The sequence below is a fragment of the Amycolatopsis anabasis genome, assembly GCF_009765355.1.
In the GTDB taxonomy this organism is placed as follows: domain Bacteria; phylum Actinomycetota; class Actinomycetes; order Mycobacteriales; family Pseudonocardiaceae; genus Amycolatopsis; species Amycolatopsis anabasis.
The window spans coordinates 12,496-31,837 of the sequence record NZ_VTHK01000044.1; the positions used below are offsets into that span (position 1 = coordinate 12,496).

5 protein-coding genes are annotated in these 19,342 nt (G+C 72.3%); all 5 read right to left on the reverse strand.

Going from position 1 to position 19,342, the window contains the following annotated elements; all coding sequences use genetic code 11:
- From FXO23_RS38095 to FXO23_RS52760, 5 genes are read right to left on the reverse strand one after another with little or no spacing between them, the layout of a single operon-like run.
- Positions 1 to 966, reverse strand: a complete 966-nt coding sequence (locus tag FXO23_RS38095; protein WP_218952275.1) for a quinone oxidoreductase family protein — start codon at positions 964 to 966, stop codon at positions 1 to 3.
- On the reverse strand, positions 963 to 2,174 hold the full coding sequence (locus FXO23_RS38100; protein WP_158891502.1) for an FAD-dependent oxidoreductase: 1,212 nt from the start codon (positions 2,172 to 2,174) through the stop codon (positions 963 to 965). Before FXO23_RS38100 ends, FXO23_RS38095 begins: the two co-directional genes overlap by 4 nt.
- On the reverse strand, positions 2,171 to 11,086 hold the full coding sequence (locus tag FXO23_RS38105; RefSeq protein ID WP_158891504.1) for a type I polyketide synthase: 8,916 nt from the start codon (positions 11,084 to 11,086) through the stop codon (positions 2,171 to 2,173). Before FXO23_RS38105 ends, FXO23_RS38100 begins: the two co-directional genes overlap by 4 nt.
- A 23-nt stretch (positions 11,087 to 11,109) precedes the next feature.
- On the reverse strand, positions 11,110 to 17,538 hold the full coding sequence (locus FXO23_RS38110; RefSeq protein WP_158891506.1) for a type I polyketide synthase: 6,429 nt from the start codon (positions 17,536 to 17,538) through the stop codon (positions 11,110 to 11,112).
- A 37-nt stretch (positions 17,539 to 17,575) separates the two neighbouring features.
- On the reverse strand, positions 17,576 to 19,333 hold the full coding sequence (locus tag FXO23_RS52760; RefSeq protein ID WP_425484947.1) for a type I polyketide synthase: 1,758 nt from the start codon (positions 19,331 to 19,333) through the stop codon (positions 17,576 to 17,578).
- Between the last annotated feature and the right edge of the window lie 9 nt (positions 19,334 to 19,342).

Consider the following 19,342-nt stretch of genomic DNA (forward strand, 5'->3'; position numbering starts at 1 on the left):
CTACCTTCCTTTCTCGGGGACGACGACCAACCGGCGCCCAGGCACCTCGCGCCGCCAGGCCTGTTCGATCTCGGGCAGGCCCACCGGTTCGACATCGACGCGTAACTCGCCGCGCGCCGCATGGGCCAGGACGACCGGATAGAGCTCGCGCAGCCGCTCGATCCGCGGCGGCGCCCCGGCGCCGAGGGTCACACCGGTGCGGCGAAGCGCGTTGGCGTGCACCGAGACCCGCTCCCCGGCGCTGTGGCCGAGTTGCAGGTACCGGACCTCGGAGGTCACCAGGAAGTTGCGGGGCAACGCGTCCAGCAGCACCTGTGCCGGACGACCCCAGAGGTAGTCCAGGACGACGTCGTAGCCGTTCTCCCCGGCCGCGCCGCGGAACGCCTCGGCCAGGTCCGCATCGCACTGTCCTAACGGGATCGTCGCATCGGCGCCGAATCCGGCCAGGGTGTCCAGCACCTGCTCATTCCGGCCCGCGGCGACCACTCGCCCCGCGCCGAGGAGTTTGGCGACCTGGATCGCCGACTTCCCCGCGACACCGGTCGCGCCGAGGACCAGCACCGTCTCGCCCTTTTCCAGCTTCGCTCCCCAGGACAACGCGTTCCAGGCGGAGACGCCGGGGTTCATCAGCGCGGCGGCGGTGACGTCGTCGACATCCTCCGGCACCGGGGTGCACAGTTTCGCCGGCGCGACGGCATATTCGGCCATCGCGCCATACGGCGAGCGGACCACGCCGAAGGAGACCCGCGAGCCGTCTTCGAGCACGCCGACACCCTCGGTGCCGCAGATGAACGGAACCTCACGGCCGCGGGCGAAATCGCGGTCGGTGGTGACCCAGCGCGCCAGCGGGGTCAGCGACGCGGCGCTGACCCGGACGAGGACTTCCCCGTCGCCGGGCTCGGGCTCGGGGAACTTCTCGAACCGGGGTGCGCCGCCGAACTCGTGCAGGACCGCCGCGTGCATCATGGCCGCTCCTGGACGGCCATGGCGGGCAGGTCGTTGTTCAGGTAGTTGCTGGAGTTCTTGACCTGCGCGAGGTTGAACTTGGTGACCGGCAGCAGGCGACCGATCCGCCGCAGCAGCCAGGGCGGCATCGGGACCGTCTTGCGGCCCAGGGTCCGCGCCGCCTTCTGCATCCCGCGGACCCGGCGGATCCTGGCCTGCTCGTACCCGCGCACCTGGGCCTCCACGTCGCCCGAACCGGCGAGCGTCCGGCTCAGCACCCAGGCGTCCTCGAGCGCCTGGCTCAGGCCCATGCCCACCCGCGGGGGCACCACGTGCGCCGCGTCGCCGATCAGCGTGCTCGGCCCCTTACCCCACTGCGGCAACTCGCGGTGGATGATGTGCGGGAAGACGCTGACGTCCTCGTCGCGCATGGCGGCCAGCAGCCGCTGCAGCCCCGGGGCGGTCCAGTGCCCGAATCGGGCACGCAGGTTGGTCACGGCCGAGCCCTCTTCGCGCAGGGAACGGGTGTCGCCCACCGCGCCGGGTGGCAGGACATCCCCGTCGCTGAACGGCAGTTCGAAGGCCCAGTAGACCTTGCCCTCCCCCACGGGGTGCATCACGCAGATGCCCTCGTCGCCGAACACGCTGTGCACGGCGTGGCCGGAGGCGAAGTCGCCGGGCAGGTCGGTGATCCCGTGCCAGGTGGCATCGCCCAGGTAGACGGCGGGGTCCTCGCCGAACAGGCTGGTGCGCACGACGGAACGCTGACCGTCCGCGCCGATCACCACATCGGCTTTCACCTCGGTGCCGTCGGCGAACGAGACCACCACCGGATTCGAGCCCCCGCCCTGTTCCAGGCCGGTGCACCGCATGTTCAGCCGGAGCACGCCCTCGGGCAGCCGCGCGACCAGCCGTTCGGCGACCCGGCCCCTCGACCCGACGAGCACGGGGGCGTCGAACCGGGCCGCGATCCGGGACAGGTGCACCCGCAGCGCGAGCGAACCGTCGCGGAAGAGCCCGTCCACCGAATCCATCCGCGCGCCGAGCCCGGTCAGGTCGACGCCCAGCTCGCGCAGGAGCCCGGTGCCATTGGGCAGCAGGAGTACCCCGTTGCCGCTGGTCCGCACCGCTGGGGCCTGCTCGTAGAGTTCGACCTCGTGTCCGGCTTCGGACAGCCAGATGGCCGCGGCCATGCCACCGAAACCCGCTCCGATGATGACGACTTTCATTGATCGAACCTTCCGCTCGAACCGTTCACTTTGTTTTCCCGCAACCACTGTTCAACGGCGCGAGCAGTGGAATCCGCGTATTTCTCCAGGATCGAGAAGTGGTCGCCCGGGATGTCGATCGCGGTGTGCGGGAGTTCCCAGAACGATCGCCAGTCCGCGTGGTGCCGGTTCGATTCGTCGAGCAGTTCCGGTGAGAACGGGTCCAGCGCGCTGAGCAGAACCGTCGGCGTGTCGATCGGTTTGGGCCGCCAGCCGTCGAAGATGCGCGAGTACCCGCCCATCGCGGCGAGCCGGATGTCGCTGAGCAGGTCGAAACCGCTCTCCCGATCGGCCATGGCGGCTCCCATGGCGTTCGCGACCCCGGTCTTCGCCATGTGTTCGGGTGAGGAACTGTCCATCAGCACCACCGCCAGCGGGCGGACCGCCTGGTTCTCCAGCTGGTAGGCGACTTCCTGAGCCAGCCAGCCACTGGCCGACCGTCCGATGAGGACGAACGGCCGGTCGCCCGCCCGGGTCCGGACCGCCGCGGCGTGCATCAGGGCGAGTGCCTCGATGGTGTCGGGCAGCCGCTGCCCCTTCATGAAGCCGGGCTGGGGTATCGCCCACACTTCCCGCTCCTCGTCGAAGCACGCGGCGAGGCGGGCGAACTCGTGCGGACCGGCGACGGGCGCGAAGGACGGGAAGCAGATCAGCAGCGGGCCGCCGTTTCCCTGCGCGAGCCGGACGGTGTCCGGCGCTTCGTCCAGATCGGACGCGGTGAACGCCGGCCGCAACCGGGACGCGGCTTCGAGCAGTTTGACCGACTCCTCGATCTTGCCCAGCTCACAGGCTTGCCAGTACAGCGAGGCGAGCGGTCCGGCCGAATCCGAATCCAGGGACGCTCCCGCGAGCGCCACCGGCTCGGGCGCCGCGACCTGGGTCGCCAGATGCTCGGCCAGCGCCGCGGGATGGGGGAAGTCGAAGACCAGGGTCGCGGGCAGCTTCAACCCCGTCGCGGTGGTCAGGTGGTTGCGCAGTTCCATGGCGCTGAGCGAGTCGAATCCCTGCTCCAGGAACGGGACTTCCGGCTCCACCGCGGCCGCGGTGGCGTGCCCGAGCGCGGTCGCGGCGTGCGTCCGCACGAGGTCGAGCAGGGTCTCCACCCGGTCGGGTCCGGACATCGCGGCCAGGCGTTCGGCGAGCGAGTCCTCGGTGCGACCGGTGTCCGCGCGGACGGCCTTGCGCGTCCGGACCAGGCCGCTCAACACGGCCGGGAGGGTCCCGGCTCGTGCCTGCTCGGCCAGCGCGCCGGAGTCCACCCGCATCGGGATCGGCGTCGCTTCGCCACTCCGGCAGGCGGCGTCGAAGACCACCAGTGCTTCTTCGGTCTCCCAGGGAATCGCCCCGCCTCGGGTGATCCGGGCGCGGTCCTTCTCGGCAAGGCGCCCGGTGATGCCGCCAGGTTCGAGCCACGGCGCCCAGGCCAGCGACGTGCCGGGCAGGCCCGTGGCCCGGCGGTGCCGGATGAGCGCGTCGAGGAACGCGTTGGCCGCGGCGTAGTTCCCCTGTCCGGGGCTGCCGACGACCGCGCCCGCCGAGGAGAACACCACGAAGGCCGACAGGTCGTGGTCCCGGGTCAGTTCGTGCAGGTGGAACGCGCCGTCCGCCTTGGGCCGCAGCACCCGGTCGAACCGGTCCGGGGTCAGGGAGTCGAGCAGTCCGTCGTCGACCCGGCCCGCGAGGTGCACCACGCCGGTCAGCGGCCGATCGACCGGGATCTCGGCCAGGACGCGGGCCAGCGCGGCACGGTCGGCGACGTCGCACGAGACGGCGGTGACCTCGGCGTCCAGGTCGGCGAAGTCGTGCTCGGCGGCGGTGCGCGACACCAGCAGGAGGTGGCGGACGCCGTGTTCGGCGACCAGGTGCCGGGTCAGCCTGCGGCCGATGCCGCCACCGGCGCCGGTGACCAGAACCGTTCCGGTGGTGTCGAAGATCGGCGTGTCGCTTCCGGTGACGGTCGTGCGGGTGAGCCGCGGGACGTGGAGTTCGTCGCCGCGCACCGCGACCTGCGGTTCCCCGAGCGCACCTGCTTCGGCCAGCGCCGTCGCGGGCACGCCGATGCCGTGCAGGTCGACGAGGACGAACCGGTCGGGATGCTCCAATTGCGCCGAGCGCACCAGGCCCCAGATCGGCGCGGTGACCGGGTCCGTGGTGGCGTCCCGGGTCACGAACACCAGCCGGGACGCGCCGAATCGCTCGTCGCGCACCCATTCCCGCAGGAGTTCCGCGACCGCGGACGTGGCCTCGCGGACTGCCGTAGGTACGTCGCCGGACCACGGTCCACACGGGACCAGGACCCGCTCCGGCACTGGATCGGGTAGCGCGGCGAGATCCGGGCAGGCTCGCACGGTCGCGCCGATGCCCTCCAGGGCGACGCCCAGCTTCAGTTCGTCGAAACCCACGACGGCGAACTCCGCGGGGGTTTCCCCACCACCCGGCCGGACCGTCCACTCCAGACGGAGCAGGGCGTGCCCGTCCTCCGGGCGTGACGACGGTTCGCGCAGGGTGAGCGTGTCGGCGGACAGCACCGGGTCCCCGGACTGGTCGGTCACCAGCAGGGACACCGCGTCCGTCCCGGTCGGGGTGATCCGCACCCGGACCACCTGCGCTCCAGTGGCGTGCAGGGTGACGCCGTGCCAGGCGCCCGGCGTCTTGCGGCCGTCCGCGGCCCGGACGGCGGCGCCGAGATGCGCGGGGTGGATGCCGAACCGGTCGGCGCTCTGCCCTTCCGGGAGGCGGAACTCGGCGAACACTTCCTCGCCCAGCCGCCACGCGGATTCGGCCTCGTCGAGCCAGATCTCCTCAGCCCCGGCGGGCGGCCATTCCGCGAGACCTCCGGTCGCTGGGACTCCCGCGGTCAGGACCCCGGTGGCGTGCCGCGTCCAGGGATCTGCCGAGTCCGCCTGCCGGGAATGGACGCTGATCGGCCTTCGGCCCGAATCGTCGGCGCCGACCCGGATCTGCAGCTGCCGCCCGGTACCCTCCGGAAGGGACAGTGGAGCATCCAGGGTCAGGGCGTCGATCCGGTCGCACCCGACCTCGGAGCCCGCCCGGAGCGCCAGTTCCAGCACGGCCGCGTCCAGGTCTTCGGCGAGCCAGGAATGCGATCGCGCCGACAGCCGGCCGGTCAGCACCCAGCCGTCGCCCTCGGCCAGCCCCACCGCCGCGCCCAGCAGCGGGTGGTCGGCCGCGCCCAGCCCGAGCCCGCCGGGATCGCCCGCGTCGGCCTCGGTGTCCTCCAACCAGTAACGCTGGCGCTGGAACGCGTACGTGGGCAGGTCCACGCGCCGCGCGCCCCATCCGGCGAACAGCGACGCCCAGTCCGGACTCACGCCGTCGACGTGGAGCCGGGTCAGCGCGCCGAGCACGGTTTCGACCTCCGGCCGGTCCCGCCGCCCGGTCGCGACTGCCGTTTCCGCACCGGATTCCTGGGCGAGTGCGGTCAGCACCGCGTCCGGCCCCAACTCGACGAACCGGCGAACGTCCTGGTCGGCCAGCCACCGCAGGCCGTCGTGGAACCGCACGGCTTCCCGGACGTGCCGGACCCAGTACTCGGCGTCGAGGGTGACCGGCTCACCGGTGACGTTGGAGACGATCGGGATGGCCGGATCGGCATAGCGCAGGGATTCCGCGACCCTGGCGAACTCGTCGAGCATCGGGTCCATCCGAGCCGAGTGGAAGGCGTGGCTGACCTTGAGCCGCTTGGTCTTCCAGCCCTGCGAAAGCAGTTTCCCGGCGATGGCGAGGACGGCGTCCTCGTCGCCGGAGATGACCGTCGATTCCGGCCCGTTGACGGCCGCGACCGAGACGCGGTCGTCCAGCCACGGCAGCACCTGCTCTTCGGCCGCGCGAATCGACACCATCGCGCCGCCACCGGGAAGCGCCTGCATGAGGCGCCCCCGCGCGGCCACCAGCTTCGTCGCGTCGTCGAGGGTGAGCACACCGGCCACATGTGCCGCCGCGAGCTCGCCGATCGAATGCCCCAGCAGGTAGTCCGGTTTCAGGCCCCAGCTCTCCAGCAGCCGGAACAGCGCGACTTCGAACGCGAAGAGGGCGGTCTGGGTGAACACCGTCTGGTCCAGCGGTGCGGCGTCCCCAATGAACAGGGCCTCGGCGAACACGACCTCGGCGACCTTCCGATCGACGTGCCCGTCCAGCTGCGCGTCGAATCGCGCGCACACCGCGTCGAAACATTCCGCGAACACCGGGAACGCCTGGTACAGCTCGGATCCCATCCGGGCTCGCTGCGCACCCTGCCCGGAGAAAAGGAACGCGACCCCGCCCGAACCGGTCGCCCCCTGGACGGCTCCCCCCTCGCCACGGGCGATCGCCGCCAGCCCGGCGAGCAGTTCGGCCCGGTCGCCGACCACCGCTGCTCGGTGGGTGAAGGCGGACCGGGTGGTCGCCAGCGAAAATCCGACGTCGGCGATGGCCAGCTCCGGCCGTTCGTCCACATAGGACTGAAGTCGTTTCGCCTGCGCGCGCACCGCGGCTTCGGTCTTGCCCGCGAGCACCCAGGGCACCACCGGAACGTTCGGGGATTCAACCGGGTCAACGGCGGGTCCCTGTTCCAGTACGACGTGCGCGTTGGTCCCGCTGACCCCGAAGGAGGAGACTCCCGCTCGACGCGGGTGCCCGGTCTCGGGCCATGCCAGCGAGTCCGTCAGCAGTTCGACCGCGCCGGAGGACCAGTCGATATGCGGCGAGGGTTCGTCCACGTGCAACGTCTTCGGCAGCACGCCGTGCCGCATCGCCTGGACCGCCTTGATCACGCCGCCCACCCCGGCGGCGCCCAGGGTGTGGCCGATGTTCGACTTCAGCGAACCGAGCCACAGCGGACGGTCCCGCTCCTGGCCGTAGGTGGCGAGCAGGGCCTGTGCCTCGATCGGATCGCCCAGGGTGGTACCCGTGCCGTGCGCCTCCACCAGGTCCACGTCCTGCGGGCGCAACTGGGCCTTCGCCAGCGCCTGGCGGATCACCCGCTGCTGGGACGGCCCGTTCGGCGCGGTCAACCCGTTCGACGCGCCGTCCTGGTTGACCGCGGAACCGCGAATCACCGCCAGGACGTCGTGGCCGTTGCGCCGCGCGTCGGACAGCCGCTCGAGCACCACGACCCCGACGCCCTCGCCCCAGCTCGTGCCGTCCGCGGCCGCGGCGAATGACTTGCACCGGCCGTCCGCGGCCAGGCCGCGCTGGCGGCTGAACTCGATGAACGCCGACGGCGTGGACATGATCGTGACGCCGCCGGCCAACGCGAGCGAGCACTCGCCCGCGCGCAGCGCCTGGGCCGCGAGGTGCAGCGCCACCAGGGAGGACGAGCAGGCGGTGTCGACGGTGACCGTCGGGCCTTCCAGCCCGAACGTGTAGGCCACCCGGCCGGACAGCACGCTCGCGGCGCTGCCGTTGCCGAGGTATCCGGCGAGTTCCTCGGGAACCGTGCGCAGGCGGCTGGCGTAGTCGTTCGAAACGACCCCGGCGAAGACACCCGTCGGGCTGCCGCGCAGCGACACCGGGTCGATCCCCGCCCGCTCGACCGCTTCCCACGACACCTCCAGCAGGAGCCGCTGCTGGGGATCCATCGCGAGGGCCTCGCGCGGGCCGATCCCGAAGAAGCCGCCGTCGAACTCGGCGGCGTCGGCGACGAACCCGCCGTGCGTGGTGTAGCTCTTGCCGATCTTGTTCGGATCCGGGTCGTAGCAGCCCTCGACGTCCCAGCCTCGGTCGGCCGGGAACGGCGAGATCGCGTCCGTGCCGGACTCGACCAGGCGCCACAGATCCTCGGGCGAAGCCACCCCGCCGGGGTAGCGGCAGCTCATCCCGACGATCGCGATGGGCTCGTCCGCGGCGACCGGGAGTGCCGCCGTCACTTCCCCGCCCCGGCCCAGCACCAGATCGACGAGGTGCCGGGCGAGCACCGCCGGGGTGGGGTAGTCGAAGACCAGCGTCGCCGGGAGCGGCACTCCGGCCGCCTCGTGCAGCAGGTTGCGGAACTCGACCGCGGTCATCGAGTCGAAGCCGAGCTGTTCGAAGGGCTGGTCCGGTTCGATGCCGTCGATCGAAGGGTGGCCGAGCACCGTCGCCGCGCCGCGCCGGACCAGGTCCAGGACGGTCCGCCGCCGCTCGTTTTCGTCCAGGTCGCCGAGGCGGAGCGCCAGTGCCGGTTCGGCGACCTCGGTTCCGGAGTCCGGACGTTCCGGCTCGACCGGCCGGACCGGCTCGAGTCGGACGTCCGGCCAGAACCGCTTGCGCTGGAAGGCATAGGTCGGCAGCTCGACGGTACGGCCGCCGGATTCGGCGAGGACCGCGGACCAGTCGACGCCCACCCCGGCGGCGTGCAACCGGCCCAGCGCGACCAGTGCCGTGGTGGGCTCCGGCCGGTCCCGGCGGCAGGCGGGGACCAGCACCGGGGGCGCGTCCTCGTCGGCGTCGGCGAGGCATTCCTGGGTCATCGCGGTCAGCACGGCGTCGGGCCCGAGTTCGAGGAACCGGGTCACTCCCTGGCCGTGCGCCCAGCGGACGCCGTCTCGGAACCGCACGGTGTCCCGGACGTGGCGCACCCAGTAGTCGGCCGAGAACTCGGTGACCGGCTCGCCGGTCCGGTTGGACACGATCCGCAGGCGCGGTCGTTCGTAGGTCAGTTCCGCCGCGGTCCGGCGGAAGTCGGCCAGCATGGGGTCCATTAATGGCGAGTGGAACGCGTGCGACACGGAAAGCCGCTTCACCTTCCGACCCGCGCGCTCCCAGTGCTCGGCGATCTCCAGTGCCGCTTCCTCGTCGCCCGAGACCACCGTCGCTTGTGGACCGTTCACGGCCGCGATCGACACCCGGTCGTTCAGCAGCGGGCGGACCTCGTCCTCGGTGGCTCGGAGTGAGACCATGGCACCACCCGAGGGGAGCGCCTGCATCAACCGGCCTCGCGCCGCCACCAGCCGGGCGGCGTCCGCGAGCGACAGCACACCGGCCACGTGCGCGGCGGCGAGTTCGCCGATCGAATGCCCGACCAGGAAGTCCGGGCGCACGCCCCAGTGCTCGGTCAGCCGGAACAGCGCGACCTCGAAGGCGAACAACCCGGCCTGGGTGAACACCGTCTGGTGCGCCAGCTCCGAATCGAGCGCGGCGCGCAGGGGCCGGTCGAGATGCCGGTTCAGCTCGGCGGCCGCGTTGTCGAACGCCGCGGCGAAGACCGGGAATTCCAGCGCCAGTTCGCGCCCCATCCCGGCGCGCTGGCAACCCTGCCCGGAGAACAGGAAGGCCACTCCGCCCGCCCCGGCCGCTCCCCGGGCCGCGGTCGGTGCCGCCTCGCCCCGCGCCACCGCCGCCAGGCCGTCCCGGAGTTCCGCCCGGGTCCGGCCGACCACGACCGCCCGGTGCTCCAGGGCGGCCCGGGTCCGGACCAGGGACACCGCGACATCCGCCGTGCCCAGGTCTTCCGTCCGGGAGTGCAGCCGCTCCGCCTGTGCCCGCAGCGCCGCCGCGCTCCGGGCCGAGAGCACCCAGGGCAGCAGCCCGGTGGTCTCGGTCGCGGGTGCGGCGGGCTCCTCCGGAACGTGTTCGAGAATCACGTGCGCGTTGGTGCCGCTGATGCCGAAGGACGAAACCCCGGCTCGGCGCGGATGCGCGAGCTCGGGCCAGTTCCGCGGCTCGGTCAGCAGCTCGACCGCGCCGCCGGCCCAGTCGATGTGCCGGGACGGCTCGTCCACGTGCAACGTCTTCGGCAGCACGCCGTGCCGCATGGCCTCGACCATCTTGATCACCCCGGCCACCCCGGCGGCGGCCTGCGCGTGCCCGATGTTCGACTTCAGCGATCCCAGCCACAGCGGATGGTCCCGGTGCTGGCCGTAGGTCGCGAGCAACGCGTGCGCTTCGATCGGATCGCCCAGCGAGGTCCCGGTCCCGTGCGCCTCGACGGCGTCCACATCACACGGTTCCAGCCGGGCGTTCGCCAGGGCCTGGCGGATGACGGCTTCCTGGGCGGGACCGTTCGGCGCGGTCAGCCCGTTCGACGCGCCGTCGGAGTTCACCGCCGAACCGCGCACGACCGCCAGCACCCGGTGACCGTTGCGCCGCGCGTCCGACAGCCGTTCCACCAGCAGCACGCCCACCCCTTCGGCGAACCCGGTCCCGTCCGCCGCCGAGGCGAATGCCTTGCACCGGAAGTCGGGCGCCATCCCGCCTTGCCGCTGGAACGCGACCAGCCCGTCGGGCATGCACACCACCGACACCCCGCCGACCAGCGCCAGCGAGCATTCGCTCGCCCGCAGGGCCTGGGTCGCCAGGTGCAGCGCCACCAGCGACGACGAGCACGCGGTGTCCACGGTCACCGTCGGCCCTTCGAACCCGAAGGCGTAGGCCAGCCGGCCGGACATGACGCTCGCGCTGGTGCTGGTCGCCAGGTAGCCGTCGCTCTGCGCGGCCCGGGTCAGCAGGCCGAGGTAGTCCTGCCCGTGCGTGCCGACGAACACGCCGGTCCGGCTGCCGCGCAACGCGGTCGGGTCCAGCCCGGCCCGTTCGAACGCCTCCCAGCCGACCTCGAGCAGCAGCCGCTGCTGCGGATCCATCGCCAGCGCTTCCCGGGGTGAGATCCCGAAGAACGCCGCGTCGAAGTCCCCCGCGTCCGGGAGGAAGCCGCCCTGACCCGGCTGGTCCCAGCCGCGGTCCGCCGGAAAGTCCGTGATGGCGTCGGTGCCGGAGTCGACCAACCGCCACAGGTCCTCCGGCGAGGCGACGTCGCCGGGGAAGCGGCAGCTCATGCCGACAATGGCGATCGGCTCGTGCGAGGCGTCGGCGAGCCGCTGGTTGCGCGCCCGGAGCCGGTCGATCTCCTTGAGCGAGTCGCGCAGTGCCTCGACAACCTGCTCGGTCGACGCGTCCATCCTGCTCCTTCCAGATTCCTTAGTCAGGAGCCGAGGCTCTGCTGCGCCCTGCTCAGCAGGCCCTGGACATCCAGTGCGTCGATCGCGTTCTCGTCGGTGGCCGGTTCGGTGGCCGGCGCGGAGGACAGCCGCAGCAGCGTCTCGACCAGCCCGGCTTCGCGGATGCTGCGCGCGGAGATCGTCGTGAGCAGGCGTTCGATCTCGGCGTCGCTGCGGTCCACGGCCACCTCGGCCGGGGAGTCCGGCACCAGATCCGTCACCAGGCGCCGGGCGAGTTCGGCCGGGGTCGGGTAGTCGAAGATCAACGTCGCCCGCAGTTTCAGCCCGGTGGCCGCGGTGAGCCGGTTGCGCAGTTCCAGCGAGGTGAGCGAGTCGAACCCGAGATCCTTGAACGGCCGGTCCGGTTCGACCCCCGCGGCCGAGGCGTGTCCCAGCACCGCTGCCGCGTTTCCCCGCACCAGGTCGAGGACCGCCCGCTCACGTTCCTCTTCGGACAGTCCGGGCAGCCGGGACGCCCAGGAGGAATCGCTCGACGGCTCCCCGGCGGTCCGTCGTGTGCGGGTTCGGACCAGGCCCCGGAACAGCGGTGGCAGCGACACGCCTTGCCCGCGCAGGGCGGCGAGGTCCATCCGCACCGGGACCAGGACGGGTTCGGCCATGTCCTGAGCGGTGTCGAACAGCCGCAGAGCCTCCTCTGTGGACAGTGCGACGGCACCGCTGCGAGTCATCCGGGACAGGTCGCTCTCGTCCAGGCCCGCGGTGAGTCCGCTGCGTTCGGCCCACAGTCCCCAGGCGAGTGAGGTCGCGGGCAGCCCCCGGGTCCGCCGGTACCCGGCCAGCGCGTCCAGGAACGCGTTGGCGGCGGAGTAGTTGCCCTGCCCCGGCGAGCCGAAGGTGGCCGCGCCGGACGAGAACAGCGCGAACATCGACAGGTCCAGCCCGCGGGTCAGCTCGTGCAGGTTCAGCGCGCCACCGACCTTGGGCCGCAGCACCTGCTCGACCCGCTCCGGGGTCAGCGATCCGATCACCGCGTCGGCCAGAACCCCGGCGGTGTGCACCACGCCGGTCAGCGGCCGGTCCTCCGGGATTCCGGCCAGCAACTCGGCGAGGGCCTCGCGATCGGCCACGTCGCAGGCCGCGAACGTGACCTGGGCGCCCAGTGCGGTGAGCTCCGCGGCCAGATCGGCCGGGGCGCGGCCGCTGCGGCTGGCCAGCACCAGGTGCCGGATGCCGTGCTCGGTGACCAGATGCCGGGCGACCAGGCCCGCGAGCGTTCCCGAACCGCCGGTGACCAGGACCGTCCCCTGTGGACTCGGGCGCTGCGGGAAGGTCAACACCAGCTTGCCGACATGCTTGGCCTGGCTCAGGAATCGGAATACCTGCGGGGCGAGGCGGATGTCCCAGGCACGCAACGGCAGTGGCCGCAGCACACCCCGTTCGAACAGGTCACCCAGTTCGGTGAGCATCTCCTGGATGCGTTCAAGACCAGCCTCCTGCAGGTCGTAGGCCCGATAGGTGACTCCGGGGTGGTCGGCGGCCACCTGCTCGGGCGCCCGCTTGTCGGTCTTGCCCATCTCCAGGAACCGGCCGCCGCGGGGCAGCAGCCGCAGCGAGGTGTCCACGAAGTCGCGGGCCAGGGAGTTCAGCACCACATCGAACCCGCGCCCCGCGGTCACGTCGAGGAACTTGCCGGCGAAGTCGAGGGAGCGCGACGAGGCGAGGTGATCGTCGTCGAACCCGTTGGCGCGCAGGGCATCCCACTTCCCTTCGCTGGCCGTCGCCGACACCTCGGCACCCAGGTGCCGGGCGAGTTGCACGGCGGCCATGCCGACGCCACCCGCCGCGGCGTGCACGAGGAGCGACTCGCCCGGCCGCAAACCGGCCAGGTCCACCAGCCCGTAGTAGGCGGTGAGGAACGCGATCGGCACGGTGGCCGCTTCGGCGAAGGTCAACCCGGCCGGGACGCGGGTCATCATCCGGTGGTCCGCGACCGCGATGGGACCGAACGATCCGGCGATCGCGCCCATCACCCGGTCGCCGGGTGCGAGGCCGGTCACGCCCGCGCCGACCTCCAGAACGACCCCGGCGGCCTCACCGCCGAACGACCCCTCGCCGAGCGAGAGCCCGAGCCCGTAGAGCACGTCGCGGAAGTTCAGCCCGGCGGCGCGGACCTCGACCCGGACCTGACCGGGGCGCAGGGGTTCGAGCACCTCGGGGCATTCGGCCAGGACGAGGTTGTCGAAGGTGCCGGTGGTGGGAATGTCCAGCCGCCACGCGGGCGCGTCCGGCGGGACGAGCGTTTCCCCGGGATCCGGCCGGGCCAGCCGGGCCGCCGAGATCGTCCCGGAGCGGATCGCGAGCTGCGGCTCCCCGGTGGCCACCGCGGCGGTCAGCAGCCCCGCGGACGCCTCGGGCGTATCGATGTCCACCAGGACGAACCGGTCGGGGTTCTCCGACTGGGCGGAACGCACCAGGCCCCACAGCGGGGCGTGCACCAGGTCCGGCTCGCCGTCGTCGGGGGACGCGGCGACCGCGTTCCGCGTCACCAGCACCAGCCGGGAAGCCGCGAACCGGTCGTCGTCCAGCCAGGATCGCAGCAGCGCCAGCGTTTCGTCGACCGCGGCCCGCACGGCGGTGCCCACCGCGGCGGCGGACTCCGGCGAGTACTCGGCCACCACCACGTCCGGAACCGAATCGCCTGGAACGGCGGCGAGATCCGGGAAAACCTCGGTGAGGCCGAGCCCCAGGCGGTCCTCGCCCAGCAGCGCCCATCGGCCGGTGGGCTGACCGGCGGGGACAGGTATCCAATCGACCCGGTACAGCGACCCCCCGTCCCCGGCGCGGGCGGCGCGCAGTTGCTCGGTGGACATCGGGCGGACGATCAGCGAATCCACCGACGCGACCGGGGCACCGGTCTCGTCCGCGACCCGCACCGAAATCCCGTCCGGACCGGACGGCGCCAGCCGGACCCGCAGGCTGGCGGCACCCGAGGCGTACAGGCTCAGCCCTTCCCAGGAGAACGGCAGCAGCACCTGGGCGGCGTCCCGGCGGGTGTCGATCAACGAACCCAGGCCGAGCGCGTGCAGGGCGGCGTCCAGCAACGCCGGATGCAGTCCGAACCGGACGGCATCGCCGTGATGCTCCCGCGGCAAGACGACTTCGGCGTAGATCTCCTGCCCGCGCAGCCACGCCGACCGCAGGCCCTGGAACGCCGGCCCGTAGTGCAAGGAGGTCTCGTTGATCCGGTCGTAGAAGCCGTCGAGATCGACCGCGGTCGCGTCCTGCGGTGGCCACGCGATGGCCTCGGGCGGTTCTCGGTCGTCCGGGCCGATCGTTCCGCTGGCGTGCCGCGTCCAGGTTTCGTCGCCGGAGTCGGGCCGGGAGTGCACGCTCACCGTGCGCAGCCCGGAGTCGTCGGCGGCGCCGACCGTGACCTGCACCGCCACCCCGCCGCGCTCGGGCAGCACGAGCGGGGCCTCGATGGTCAGCTCCTCGACCCGGCCGCAGCCGCATTCGTCGCCGGCGCGCAGCGCCAGTTCCAGGAAAGCGGCCCCCGGCAGAAGCACCGCACCCGCCACCGCGTGGTCGCTCAGCCACGGGTGGGTATGCGTGGCGAGCTGACCGGTCAGCACGAACCCGTCGGTGTCCGGCAACGCCACCGCGGCGCCCAGCAGCGGATGCTCCGCCGGAACCAGCCCCAAACCGGCGGCGTCGGCCACCTCGCCCGCGCCGTCCACCCAGTACCGCTCGTGCTGGAACGCGTAGGTGGGCAGTTCCACCGGCCGCGCGCCGGGGAACACCGCGGTCCAGTCCGGGGAGACGCCGTGCACGCAAGCCGCGCCGAGGGACAGCAGGAACCGGTCCAGGCCGCCCTCGTTGCGCCGCAAGGTGCCCACGGTCGCGACCGGCGCGCCTTCGTGTCCGGCGGTTTCCTCTATCGCCATGGCCAGCACCGGATGCGCGCTCACTTCGAGGAAAACCGCGTGGTCCGCCGCCAGCAGCGCCTTCGTCGCGTCCTCGAACCGGACCGTCTGGCGCAGGTTGCGGTACCAGTACTCACCGTCCAGCTCGGTTCCGTCCAGCCAGCGGCAGTCGGTCGACGAGAAGAACGGCACCCCGGCCTTGCCGGGGGTCACCGATCCCAGCGCCGCGTGCAGGGCATCGGCGAGCCCGTCGATCTGCTCGGCATGCGCCGGGAAGTCCACGCCGGGGATCTGCCACCGCAGCGCGCCCTCGGCGGACAGCTTGCGGCCGAACTCGGCCAGCGCCGCCGTTTCCCCGGACACCACCACCGAACTGGGACCGTTGACCGCCGCGATCGACAGCCGCCCGGACCACGGCTCGAGCCAGGCCGAGACCTCGGCGACCGGCCGTTCCACCGACACCATCCCGCCTTGCCCGGACAGCGCCGCCAGCTCGCGGCTGCGCAACGCCACCACCCGGCACGCGTCGGCCAGGCTCAGTGCCCCCGCGATGTGGGCGGCCGCGATCTCACCCTGCGAATGCCCGATCACCGCCGCGGGCTCCACCCCGTACGACCGCCACACCGCGGCCAGGGACACCATCACCGCGAACGACACCGGCTGCAGCACGTCCACGCGTTCCAGCTCCGGCGCCTCCGGCGCACCGCGCAGCACTTCGGCGAGGTCCCAGTCCACGAACTCCGCCAGCGCCCGGCCGCAGGTCCCGATCGACTCGGCGAAGACCGCGGAGGACTCGAGCAGTTCCACCGCCATCCCGGCCCAGTGAGTGCCCTGGCCGGGGAACACGAACACGATCCGGGGCTCGGTCCGGGTGACCCCTTCCACCACACCGGGGGCGGGTTCGCCCGCGGCCAGCGCGGTCAGCGCGGCCCGGAAGTCGTCGAGGTCCCGCCCGACCACCGCCGCGCGGTGCTCGAACGCGTACCGGGTGGTCGCGAGGGAGAATCCGATGTCCGCGACGTTGACGTCCGGACGATCGTCCACATGGGACAGCAGGCGGCCCGCCTGTGACCGCAGGGCGGCCTTGCTCCGGCCGGACAGCACCCACGGCACGGGCCCGGTGTGGTTCCGCTCCGGATCCCCGTCCGGCGCCGGTCCCTGTTCCAGGATCACGTGCGCGTTGGTGCCGCTGATACCGAACGAGGACACCCCGGCCCGGCGCGGCTCACCGGTCTCCGGCCAGTCCCGCTGCTTGGTCAGCAGTTCCACCGCACCGGAAGCCCAGTCCACCTTGGGCGAGGGCTGATCGACGTGCAGCGTCTGCGGAAGCACGCCGTGCCGCATCGCCTGCACCATCTTGATCACCCCGGCCACCCCCGCGGCGGCCTGCGCGTGCGCGATGTTCGACTTGATCGTGCCCAGCCACAGCGGCTGATCCCGGTTCCGGCCGTAGGTCGACAGCAGGGCGTGTGCCTCGATCGGATCGCCGAGTTCGGTGCCGGTGCCGTGCGCCTCCACCGCGTCGATGTCCTTCTCCGTGAGCCGGGCGTTCGCCAGCGCCTGCTGGATCACCCGTTCCTGGGCGGGGCCGTTCGGCGCGCTGAAGCCGTTGCTGGCGCCGTCCTGGTTCACCGCGGTCCCGCGGACCACGGCGAGCACGCGATGACCGTTGCGCTCGGCGTCGGAAAGCCGTTCCAGCAGCAACAGTCCGACGCCCTCGGAGAAACCGGCGCCGTCGGTCGCGGCGGCGAACGCCTTGCACCGGCCGTCCCGCGCCAATCCCCGCTGCCTGCTGAGTTCCACGAACAGCCACGGGCTGGACATCACCGCGACGCCCCCGGCCAGCGCGAGCGTGCATTCCCCGGAGCGCAGCGCCTGACCGGCCAGGTGCAGGGCCACCAAGGAGGAGGAACACGCCGTGTCGACCGTGACCGCGGGACCCTCCAGGCCGAGCGAGTACGCGATCCGGCCGGAGACCAGGCTGCCGATGCTGTCGTTGTTGAGGTACCGGCCGGTCCCCTTGGGCACCGGGGTGAATCGAACGCCGTAGTCGTGGTACATCGCCCCGGCGAACACACCGGTCCGCGTGCCGCGCAGGGTCGCGGGGTCGATTCCGGCGTGCTCGCACACTTCCCAGGCGGACTCCAGCAGCAGCCGCTGCTGCGGGTCCATGGCGAGGGCTTCGCGCGGGCTGATGCCGAAGAACCCGGCGTCGAAGTCCCCGGCCCCGTCCAGGAATCCACCTTCGCGGGCGTAGGTGGTGTCCGGGTGGTCCGGATCCGGGTCGTACAGGCCGTCGACGTCCCAGCCGCGGTCGGCGGGAAACGAGGTGATCGCGTCCCGGCCGTCGGCGACCAGTCGCCACAGGTCGTCCGGCGACGCCACCCCGCCGGGGAACCGGCAGCTCATGCCGACGATGGCGATCGGCTCATGTGCGCGGTCCTCGGCCTCGCGCAAGCGCAGCTTGGTCTCGTGCAGGTCCGCCGATACCCGCCGGAGATAGTCGCGAAGCTTGTCCTCGTTCGACATTCCCATGCCCTTCGATTCATTACGGGTGACCGAACGGTCAGCTGCCGAGTTCCTGGTCGATGAAGGCGAACATCTCCTCGTCGGTGGCGGACCGGAGCCGGGTGCCCGCATCGGCCTCGCCACCGGGATCGGCGCCGCTCTTCACCAGCAGCGCCCGCAGGCGAACGGCGATCCGGCCGCGGTCGTCCTCGTCCATCGCCGCGAGCAGGTCGTCCATCCGCTCGATCTCGGCGAGGACCGCCTCCGCGTCCGACTCCGTGCCACCGCCGAACTGCCCGGCCAGCCGCGCGGCCAGGGCCGCGGGCGTGGGATGGTCGAAGACCAGCGTGGCCCGCAGCCGCAGCCCGGTGGCCGCGGTCAGCCGGTTGCGCAGTTCCACCGCCGTCAACGAGTCGAAGCCGAGTTCCTTGAACGCCCGATCGGGTTCGACCGCCGCGTCGGTGTCGTGGCCCAGCACTTCCGCCGCGTGCCCGCGCACCAGCGCCAGCAGTTTCCGCTCTCGGTCCGCTTCGGACAGTTCGGCGAACCCGGATTCCCCGGCGACCTCGGCGGACCGGCGGATCGGGGTTCGGACGAGCCCGCGCAGGATCGCGGGCAGCGTGCCGGATTCGGCCTGCGCGCGCAGGGTCGCGTTGTCCAGGTGCACCGGCACGAGAACCGCCGGTTCGGCACGGAGTGCGGCGTCGAACAGCGCCAGCGCTTCCTCGGTCGCCATGGCGGCCGACCCGCTGCGGGCCATCCGGGCCAGGTCACCTTCGCTCAGGTCGCCGGTCAGCCCGCTTCGCTCGGCCCACAGGCCCCAGGCCAGGGACACGGCCGGGAGCCCGGCACGGCGGCGGCGCTGGGCGAGCGCGTCGAGATAGGCGTTGGCGGCGGCGTAGTTGCCCTGCCCCGGCGCACCGAAGGTGGTGGCGCCGGAGGAGAACAGCACGAACGCGGCCAGGTCCAGGTGTTCGGTCAGCTCGTGCAGGTTGCGCGCACCGTCCACTTTGGGCCGGAGCACTCGGTCGATCCGGTCGGCGGTCAGCGATTCGATGACGCCGTCGTCGAGGACACCGGCGGTGTGCACCACCGCGGTGAGCGGATGCCGTTCGGGAATCTCCGCCAGCAGGCGGGCCACTGCTTCGCGATCGGCCACATCGCAGGCGACCCCGAGCACCTCTGCTGCCAGATCGCTCGCGGCTTCCGGAATCGCTCCGCTCCGGCTGGCCAGGACCACGCGCCCCACCCCGTGCGCCGTGACCAGATGGCGGGCAACCAGTCCGGCGAGCGTTCCGGAGCCACCGGTGATCAACACCGTGCCCGCCGGGTCGAGCACCGCTTCCTCGGCCGGAGGCGGTACGGATCGGGTCAGCCGGGGCGCGAACGCCCGGCCCGCCCGCAGCGCCAGTTGGGGCTCGTCGGACGCCGGCGGTTCGGCGTCCGGGTCGTCCACGTCCACCAACAGGAATCGGCCGGGATGCTCCGACTGCGCGCTGCGGACCAAGCCCCACACCGCGGCCTGCGCGAGATCGCGCGGTCCGTCCTCGTCGCCGACGGCCACCGCGCCCCGGGTGACCACGGCCAGCCGCGTCGCGTCGTCGCGCTCTTCCGCGAGCCAGGACCGCAGCCGCTCGAGGACCTCGGTGAGCGCCTCGCGCACCGAATCCGTTCGCGGGCACCGCACCGCCACGACCTCGGTTTCGCCGCTCGGCCGGACGGGGATCCAGTCGATCTGGAACAACGAGTCCCGGCTCGCCGTGTTCAGCTGTTCCCTCGCCACCGGACGCAGCACCAGGGATTCGACCGAGGCCACGGGCGCGCC